Annotated in this window: 5 protein-coding genes and 1 pseudogene; 5 read left to right on the plus strand and 1 reads right to left on the minus strand. The window is 71.9% G+C overall.

Annotated elements, in window-relative coordinates:
* Positions 1 to 112 precede the first annotated feature (112 nt).
* From EUA98_RS13770 to EUA98_RS13780, 3 genes are all read left to right on the plus strand, one after another.
* The gene (locus EUA98_RS13770) at positions 113 to 3,016 is read left to right on the plus strand and encodes a sensor domain-containing protein (RefSeq protein ID WP_130103264.1); all 2,904 of its coding nucleotides are present in this window, start codon (positions 113 to 115) and stop codon (positions 3,014 to 3,016) included.
* A gap of 123 nt (positions 3,017 to 3,139) precedes the next feature.
* A complete protein-coding gene (locus EUA98_RS13775) occupies positions 3,140 to 3,403 on the plus strand; it encodes a metal-sensitive transcriptional regulator (RefSeq protein WP_130103265.1) in 264 nt (87 codons plus the stop codon).
* A gap of 118 nt (positions 3,404 to 3,521) precedes the next feature.
* A complete protein-coding gene (locus tag EUA98_RS13780) occupies positions 3,522 to 6,116 on the plus strand; it encodes an FAD-dependent oxidoreductase (RefSeq protein WP_130103266.1) in 2,595 nt (864 codons plus the stop codon).
* 7 nt (positions 6,117 to 6,123) lie between these two features.
* Here the strand turns inward: EUA98_RS13780 and EUA98_RS13785 are convergent, their stop codons facing one another.
* Positions 6,124 to 7,884 (minus strand): aminotransferase class V-fold PLP-dependent enzyme, encoded by a 1,761-nt coding sequence (locus EUA98_RS13785; protein WP_130103267.1) that lies wholly within the window; start codon positions 7,882 to 7,884, stop codon positions 6,124 to 6,126.
* Between the two features lie 221 nt (positions 7,885 to 8,105).
* Here EUA98_RS13785 and EUA98_RS20690 point away from each other — a divergent pair, with 221 nt between their 5' ends.
* Together EUA98_RS20690 and EUA98_RS13790 are read left to right on the plus strand one after the other, a co-directional pair.
* Complete coding sequence (locus tag EUA98_RS20690) at positions 8,106 to 8,222, plus strand: DUF8730 family Cys-rich protein (RefSeq protein WP_491562671.1); 117 nt, start codon at positions 8,106 to 8,108, stop codon at positions 8,220 to 8,222.
* Between the two features lie 81 nt (positions 8,223 to 8,303).
* Positions 8,304 to 8,525 (plus strand): annotated as a pseudogene (locus EUA98_RS13790) (YidH family protein); the annotation flags it as partial.
* Between the last annotated feature and the right edge of the window lie 63 nt (positions 8,526 to 8,588).

An 8,588-nucleotide genomic window follows, 5' to 3' on the forward strand; every position in this document is an offset into this window, starting at 1 on the left:
GTCTGGCGGCGCCGCGGTGGGGCGGTGGGGCGGTGGGCGTGGACCGCGCACGGTTCGTCGTGATTGTCTGGAGGCACGGGTTTTCGCAGCACAGCAGAGGCCGGGTGGGTCGATGGGCGTCACCGAGACGGGTGGTCCGGGGCCGATCCCTGCGACGGCCCCGACGCTGGATCTCCCGGCCGCGCTGATCGCCTTGCCCGACCCGGTGGCCATCCTCGGTGCGGTCCGTGACCCGGCGGGCGCGGTCGTGGAGCTGCGGTTCAGGTTCCTGAACGAGGCTTCGGCGCGGTTGGTCGGTCGGCCCGCCGCGCCGCTGATCGGGCGGGGGCTGCTCGAGGTCTTCCCCGCGGTCCGGGAGCGAGGGGCCTTCGACGCCTTGGTCGGCGCGCTGACCGCGACGGAGCCGGTGTCGTTCGAGGTGCCGCGGATCCGAGGGAGCCAGGTGGAGAGCGTGTTCTTCCTCACCGCGACGGCCTTCGATGACGGCGTGCTGGTCTCCGCGCGGGACGTCACCGCGCAGCGGCGGGCCGAGGAGGCGGTCGTGGATGCTGGTCGCAGGTACCGGTTGCTCGCCGAGAGCGCGGCAGACTTCGTCGCGGAGACGGCGTCCGACGGCCAGATCACCTGGGTCTCGCCGGCCGTCACCCGCACGCTGGGGTGGGCGCCGGCGGAGCTGATCGGCACGGCCGTCGCCGACCTGGTCCATCCGGAGGACCAGGCCGCCGCCGCCGCCCTGCGTGATGCGCCGGACGCGGGGGACCCGTTCACCGCCCCCAGCGGCGGCGTGGCGCTCCGGATGCGGATCAAGGGTGCGGGGTGGCGGTGGATGTCCGGCAGTTCGACCCCGATCCTCGATGAGTCCGGCGCGCCGGTCGGGGTGGTGGCGAGCCTGAAGGACGTCGACGAGCTGGTCCGTGCGCGCGAGGCTGCCCAGGCCGATCGGGCCCACCTGCGCGCGACGGTGGACTCCCTGCTGGACCCGCACATCCTGCTGGCGGCGATCCGCGACGAGGCCGGTCAGATCGTGGACTTCGTCTACGTCGACGCGAACCCGGCCGCCTGCGCCTACAACCGGTTGGAGTACACGGAGCTGGTCGGTTCCCGGCTGCTCTCGATCTTTGTGGGTCACGCGGGCACGGATCTGCTGCAGTCCTACCGAGGGGTCGTCGAGAGCGGCGAGCCCCTGCAGGTGGACGACGTCGGCTACGTCCACGAGATCCTGGGCACCGAGCGGCGCTACGACATCCGCGCCGCGCGCGTCGGCGACGGGCTGTCGCTGACCTGGCGGGACGTCACCGACCGGTCGGCGGCTGCTGAGGCCCTGGCCCGGTCGGAGGAGCGGTACCGGCTGCTCGCCGAGAATGCCTCGGACGTGGTGCTGCAGCTGACTCCGAGCGGGACCTTCGAGTGGGTGTCCGAGGCCGTGACCGACATCCTGGGATGGCGACCGACCGACGTCGTCGGGAGCGAGATCGCTGCGTTCCTCCATCCCGAGGATCAGGTGCGGTTCCGGCAGGTGTGGGCGGACACAGCGCCGGGAAGCACCGCGAGCGTGGAGATCCGGTTCCGCTGCGCCGACGGCAGCTACCGGTGGGTCGCGTGCCGCCTGCGCCTGAAGCGGACGCCCGACGGCGTGCCGATGGCGGTGGTGGGCGGCCTCGTCGACGTCGCGGACCGCAAGGCCGCCGAGGAGAAGCTGTCGTTCTCCGCCAGTCACGATCCGCTGACCGGGCTCGCCAACCGGGCCATGCTGCTCGAGGAGACCGGCCGTGCGCTTGCCGCCGGCCAGCGGTCGGGGCGGGCGACCGCCCTCCTGCTGCTGGATCTCGACCACTTCAAGAACGTCAACGACGCGATGGGGCACACGGTCGGGGACGAGCTGCTCCGGGCGGTGGCCGAGCGGATCACCAGGTCGGTGCGAGCGGTCGATCTCGTCGCCCGGCACGGGGGCGACGAGTTCGTGGTGCTGCAGCGGGACCTGGGTGACCCGGGAGCGGCCCAGCGCCTGGCCGAGCGCCTCGTGACCGGGGCCCGAAAGCCCCTCGTGGTCGGGGACACGGAGCTGTTCGCGACGGCTTCGGTGGGGGTCGCGGTGACGATCCCGGGGGTCGACCCGGTCCGTGAGGCGGGGGACCTCATCCGGGAGGCCGACACGGCCATGTACGCGGCCAAGGTGGCCGGACGCGACCGGGTCGCGCAGTTCAACGAGGACCTGCGGCGCACGGTCGACGCGCGGCTGCGCATCGAGAGCGAGCTGCGGCACGCGCTCGCCCGTGATGAGCTGGCGGTCTGGTACCAGCCGGAGATCGACCTGACCGACGGGACCGTCCGGGCCGCCGAGGCGCTTCTGCGGTGGCACCATCCCGACGGGAACCTGCGCGTGGCGGGCGAGTTCATCGACGTGGCCGAGGACAGCGGTCTGATCCTCGACATCGGGGCGTGGGTCCTCGGGCAGAGCTGCGCCGAAGCGGCGCACTGGGCTGCCGACCCTCAGCGCCGACGGCCGGTGCTGAGGGTCAACCTGTCCGCGCTGCAGCTGAGCGAACCCGGGATGCTCGACATCCTGGACGCGGCGCTCGACACCAGCGGGCTCGATCCGGACCTGCTGTGCATGGAGATCACCGAGACCGCCGTGCTGAGCCACAGCGCGACCGTCGAGGCCAACCTGCACGGGATCCGCGACCGCGGCGTGGACCTCGCGATCGACGACTTCGGGACCGGCTACGGCTCGCTGTCCTACCTGCGCCGCTACCCGATCGACCTCATGAAGATCGACCGGAGCTTCGTCGGCGGTATCGCGACGGACCTGAACGACCGGCGCCTGGTGGCCGGCGTCGTCGCGCTGGCGGAGCGCCTGGGCATCGCCGTGACCGCGGAGGGGGTGGAGACGGCCGCACAGGAGCGTGTCCTCGCCGCGATCGGCTGTGCGGGGGCCCAGGGCTTTTTGTATGCGCCCGCACTTCCCGGACCGGGGCTCGAGGAGTTCATGCGCGGGCACACCGGCTCCCGGGTGTGAGTCGGCTGCGTGATCGTCCGGCGGTGAGGGTCCGCCAGTCCTGGTCCCGGGCCGCGCGCGTCCGGGCCGGGGGGGCGGTACCCGCCGGGGTATCCTGACCGGAACCGAGGCGGAGGAAGCACCATGGAGCTCGACCCGAACGAGATGGGCAAGGTCATCAACCGCCTCAAGCGCGCGCAGGGCCAGCTGGCCGGCGTGCTGCGGATGCTGGAGGAGGGCCGAGACTGCGAGGACATCGTCGTGCAGCTCTCCGCCGTCAGCAAGGCCCTGGACCGGGCCGGGTTCGCGATCATCGCCACCGGCATGCGGCAGTGCCTGGTGCAGACCGACGGCCAGGACACCCTCGACGTCCAGAAGCTCGAGAAGCTGTTCCTGTCGCTCGCCTGACAGGGTTGTGACGCACGACACACTGATACCCCTAGGGGTATGCGACGTTGGTCCTGCGGAGCGGTGCCTCCCCCCTCGTACGGTCGTGAGAACGAACCCAACGTGAGGACGCACCACCATGAAGATCGTCGTCGTCGGCGGAGTAGCGGCAGGAATGTCGATCGCGGCGCGGGCCCGCCGGTTGGACGAGTTCGCCGAGATCGTGGTGTTCGAGCGGGGGCACCACGTCTCGTTCGCGAACTGCGGCCTGCCGTACCACATCGGTGGGGTGATCACGGAGCGCAGCCGGTTGATGCTCCAGACGCCGCAGAGCCTGAGCGAGTCGCTCGACCTCGACGTGCGCATCGGCGTCGAGGTGATCTCGATCGACCGCGAGGCGAAGACCGTGCGGGCGCGCGACGTCGACTCCGGCAAGGAGTACGACGAGCCGTACGACGCCCTCGCGCTCGCCCCGGGCGCCAACCCCGTGCGCCCGAACCTGCCCGGCATCGACCTCCCGCAGATCCAGGTGCTGCGCCGGATCGGCGACATGGACGCGATCAAGGCCATGGTCGACGGCGCCGCAGGCGCAATGGTCGACGGCGCCGCAGGCGCAATGGTCGACGGCGCCGCAGGCGCAATGGTCGACGGCGCCGCAGGCGCAAATGTCGACAGCAAGGACCGCGCGGGTGGCATCAAGCACGCCGTCGTGATCGGGGCGGGCTACATCGGCCTCGAGATGGCCGAGAACCTGCACGAGCGCGGCGTCGCGGTCGAGATCGTCGAGATGGCCGACCAGATCGTGCCGCCGCTGGACCGCGAGATGACGACGCCGATGGAGAACTATCTGCGGGCGCACGGGATCGCGCTGCACCTGAAGACCGCGGCCGCGGCGTTCGCGCGGGGCCGCGGCGACCAGGTCAAGGTCGAGCTCAAGAACAACACGTTCATCGACACGGACCTCGTGATCCTCGCCGCGGGCGTGCGTCCCAGCACCGAGCTCGCCGTGGCCGCCGGGCTCGAGCTCGGCCCGCGCGGCGGCATCCTCGTGGACAAGCACATGCGGACCTCTGACCCGGCCATCTTCGCGGCCGGCGACGCGGTCGAGGTCGAGCACACCGTGCTCCCCGGGACCTGGCTGATCCCGCTGGCCGGGCCGGCGAACCGCCAGGGGCGGGTCGCGGCCGAGAACATCTGCGGTCGGGACACCGTGTACGACTCCACCCAGGGCACGTCGGTCGTGAAGGTCTTCGAGATGGTCGCGGGCGGGACCGGTGCCACCGAGAAGCAGCTGATCGCGGCCGGGCTGCCGTTCTCGGCCGTGTCGACCCACCCGAACGGGCACGCCGGGTACTACCCGGGCACCGCCATGATGACCGTCAAGGTCCTGTACGCGCCGGACACGGGCCGGATCCTGGGCGCGCAGGTGGCGGGGTTCGACGGCGTCGACAAGCGGCTGGACGTGCTCGCCACCGCGCTGCGGGCCGGGATGACCGTGTACGACCTGGAGACCCTCGAGCTGTCCTACGCCCCGCCGTTCGGTGCGGCCAAGGACCCGGTCAACATGGTCGGGTTCGTCGCGTCCAACGTGCTGCGCGGCGACCTCGCGCTGTGGCGGGCGAGCGACTACCCCGAGGCGACCGAGGGCGCGCGGATCATCGACGTGCGCGGCCCGGACGAGTTCGACGTGTGGCACCTGCCGGGTGCGGAGAACGTTCCGCTCAAGGACCTGCGCGCTGCCCAGGAGAGCTGGGACCGCGCGACCCCGATCCGGCTGTACTGCTCGGTGGGTTTCCGCAGCTACCTCGCCTACCGGTCGCTGGCCCAGCGCGGGTTCCTCGACGTCAAGACCCTCTCGGGCGGGATGCGCACGTTCCGGGCGTTCCACGACGTCGCGCCGAGCGAGATCGACGCCCCGCTGCCGGTGACCTCGTACGCCGAGCACGTCCGCGCCGTCCCCGAGCCGGTGTCCACCGGCGTGTTCATCGACCTGGACTGCACCGGGCTCGCCTGCCCGGGGCCGATCATGAAGCTGCAGGAACGGATCGGCACCCTGGCCCCGGGCGACGAGATCCTCGCGCACGTGTCCGACGCCGGCTTCCGGCTCGACGCCCCGGCGTGGGCGGCGAAGAACGGTCACGAGATCCTCGCGCTGACCCCGGAGGGTCCGGGCTACGCCGCGCGCATCCGCAAGGGGCGCCCGGCCGGTGCGGCGACCGGTCCCGGGGGAGCGGTGGCCTTCTCCGGTGCGGCCGCGCGCCTCAAGGACAAGAAGTCGTTCGTGGTGTTCTCGGGCGAGCTCGACAAGGTGCTGGCGGCGTTCATCCTCGCCAACGGCGCGGTCGCGATGGGCGACGAGGTGTCGATGTTCTTCACGTTCTGGGGCCTGAACTCCCTGCGGCGGGACAACCCGCCGGCGCGCGAGCGGTCGAAGCTCGACCGCATGTTCGGGGCGGTGCTGCCGTCCGGGGCCGGGAACCTGAAGCTGTCCACGCTCAACATGCTCGGCGGGGGCACGCTGCTCATGAAGAAGGTCATGAAGGACAACAAGGTGCCGACCCTGCCCGAGCTGATCGCCTCGGCTCAGGCCGCCGGCGTCCGCCTGGTCGGCTGCACGATGACGATGGACCTGCTGGGCATCGCGCCGGAGGACCTCATCGACGGCGTGGAGCTCGGCGGGGTCGCGACGTTCCTCGGCGAGGCCAACGAGTCCAACGGGGCGTTCTTCATCTGACCAGCCGCTATCTGACCGGCTGCTGTCTGACCGGCGCCGTCGGCAGCTCGAACCAGTTCAGCCCCGGGTCGCTCTGGCCCGGGCAGCTGGTCGGACTGCCGACCGGCCGGGCTCCCGGTGCGGCCGGCGGGGTCGGCGTCGCCGCGGCGAGGATCCGGCGGGCCTCGGCCAGGTAGCCGGGCAGGGCCGTCACCGGTGCACGGCGATCGTCGCGCGGGTAGGTCATCGACCCGTCGGAGGCGTACCGGATGTCGCTCAGTCGCAGCGGTGGCTCGGCGGGACGGGTGGCGTGCCGCCAGAGCCCCGTCGCGGGTTCGAAGCCGTACTCGTCGAGCAGGCGCCAGCCGTCCGAGCCGAGCAGGTCCACGGCGTCGATCAGGTAGTCGGCGACCGCGTCGGTGAGGAAGTAGTTGAGGTTCACTCGCGCCCAGCCGGGCTTGAGCCCGCTGCAGCCCGCACCGATCGCCGTCTGGAAGGCGTCCGAGTGCCGGTCGTCGATGCCGAGCAGCTGGTGGCCGTACGGCCCGGCGCACGCGCAGCCGCCGCGGGCCTGGATCCCGAACAGGTCGTTGAGCACCGCGACGAGGAAGTTGTGGTGCAGCAGGCGGCCCGAGGGTGCCCGCACCGTGAACGACACGATGGCGAGCCGGTCGGCCCCGGTGTCGCCGAGGATCTCGATCGCGGGGTTGGTGCGCCACCGGGCCAGGGCGCGCTCGAGCAGCGTCTGCTCCCGCGCCCGGATCGCCGCCGTGCCGACCGCGGCCTTGAGCTGCATGACCAGGCCGGCGCGGATCGACTCGACGATGGCGGGCGTGCCGCCCTCCTCCCGGAGCTCGACGTCGGACAGGTAGGCGTGCAGGTGCGGGGTCACGAAGGCGACCGTGCCGCCACCGGGTACGACCGGGACCCGGTTGTGCGCGAGGTCCCGGCGCACGAGGAGCACCCCCGGGGTTCCGGGGCCGCCGATGAACTTGTGCGGGCTGAGGAAGACCGCGTCCTTGGCCGTGGCCGGATCGGCGTCGGTCCCGTCCGGCCCGGTCGGCCCGTCCATGTCGATGTCGACGTAGGGTGCGGCCGCCGCGAAGTCGAAGAACGCCAGCGCGCCGTGGCGGTGCAGCAGCGCGGCGACCGCGGCGGTGTCGGTGAGGATCCCGGTGACGTTGCTCGCGGCGGAGAAGGCCCCGATCTTGAGCGGTCGGTCCGCGTACCGCGTCAGCTCGGCCGCCAGCGACACCAGGTCGATGTGCCCGACGTCGTCGGCGCCGATCGCCACGACGTCCGCGATGGTCTCGCGCCAGGCGAGCTCGTTGGAGTGGTGCTCGTACGGGCCGACGAAGACGACCGGCCGCTGCTCCGGCGGGATCTGGGCGGAGAGGTGGAACCGGTCGTCGAGGTCGGCCGGCACCCGCAGCTGCAGGATCCCGACGAGCTTGTCGATCGCCGCGGTGCAGCCCGATCCGCAGAACACCACGGCGGTGTCCTCGTCGGCCCCGGCCGCTGCGCGGATGATCTGGCGGGCGTCCTCGCGTAGCCGACCGGTAGCCAGCCCGGTGGCGCTCGACTCGGTGTGGGTGTTCGCGTAGCGGGGAAGGACCTCGGCGCGGATGAAGTCCTCGAGGAACGCGAGCGAGCGCCCGGATGCGGTGTAGTCGGCGTAGGTGATCCGGCGAGGACCGTAGGGCCCGGCCAGGACGTGATCCTCGCCGACGACGGCGGCCGCGATCGCCGCGATCAGGGCGTCGGGGGAGTGCGGTTCACTGGGGAGCATCTCGGTCCAGACCGATCAGGGAGCGGCGGGGCGGTGGTCCTGGTCGGGACCGCATGGACGGCGCGCGGTCCGCCGGACGACCGGGCGCAGCCCTGATGATACGGACCCGGGGCGGCGGCACCGGAGGGCCTCGGTGGGCGAGCCCGTCCCTCGCCGCTTGCGCGACGGATACCCCTGGGGGTATGGTCGTGACTCTCGTCGACCTACCAGAGGAGTCACTCATGTGCAGTCCCGCCCGTTGTGCAAATTGCGGCAAGATCACCTGGTCCGGCTGCGGGATGCACGTCGACTCCGTGATGGAGAACGTCCAGCCGGCCCAGCGCTGCACCTGCCGCTGACCGGAGTGACCCCGCCGGGTGGCGCTGCTAGCCTGCAACGGCGGGCGACCTGGCCGGCAGGGTAGATCCGGGGGGACTGCGATGGTGCCCGACGACCGGCGTTTTCCCCGGCGCGTCTACCGCACGGGGTCCGAGCCGGACATCCGGTTCTCGCTCGCGAACGAGCGCACCTTCCTGGCCTGGATCCGGACGTCGCTCGCCTTCCTGGCGGCCGGGATCGCGCTGGAGGCGCTCGAGCTGCCGATCGATCCGGCTCTGCGCCTCGCCGCGGCCCTCATCTTCGTGGCGCTGAGTGTGCCAGCCTGAGTTGGCCCCACTTGGACCGGTTTTGATGCTCTGATTTGGCCCCACTCCCGACCCACCCGT

The sequence above is a fragment of the Pengzhenrongella frigida genome (assembly GCF_004168625.1).
Lineage (GTDB): Bacteria > Actinomycetota > Actinomycetes > Actinomycetales > Cellulomonadaceae > Pengzhenrongella > Pengzhenrongella frigida.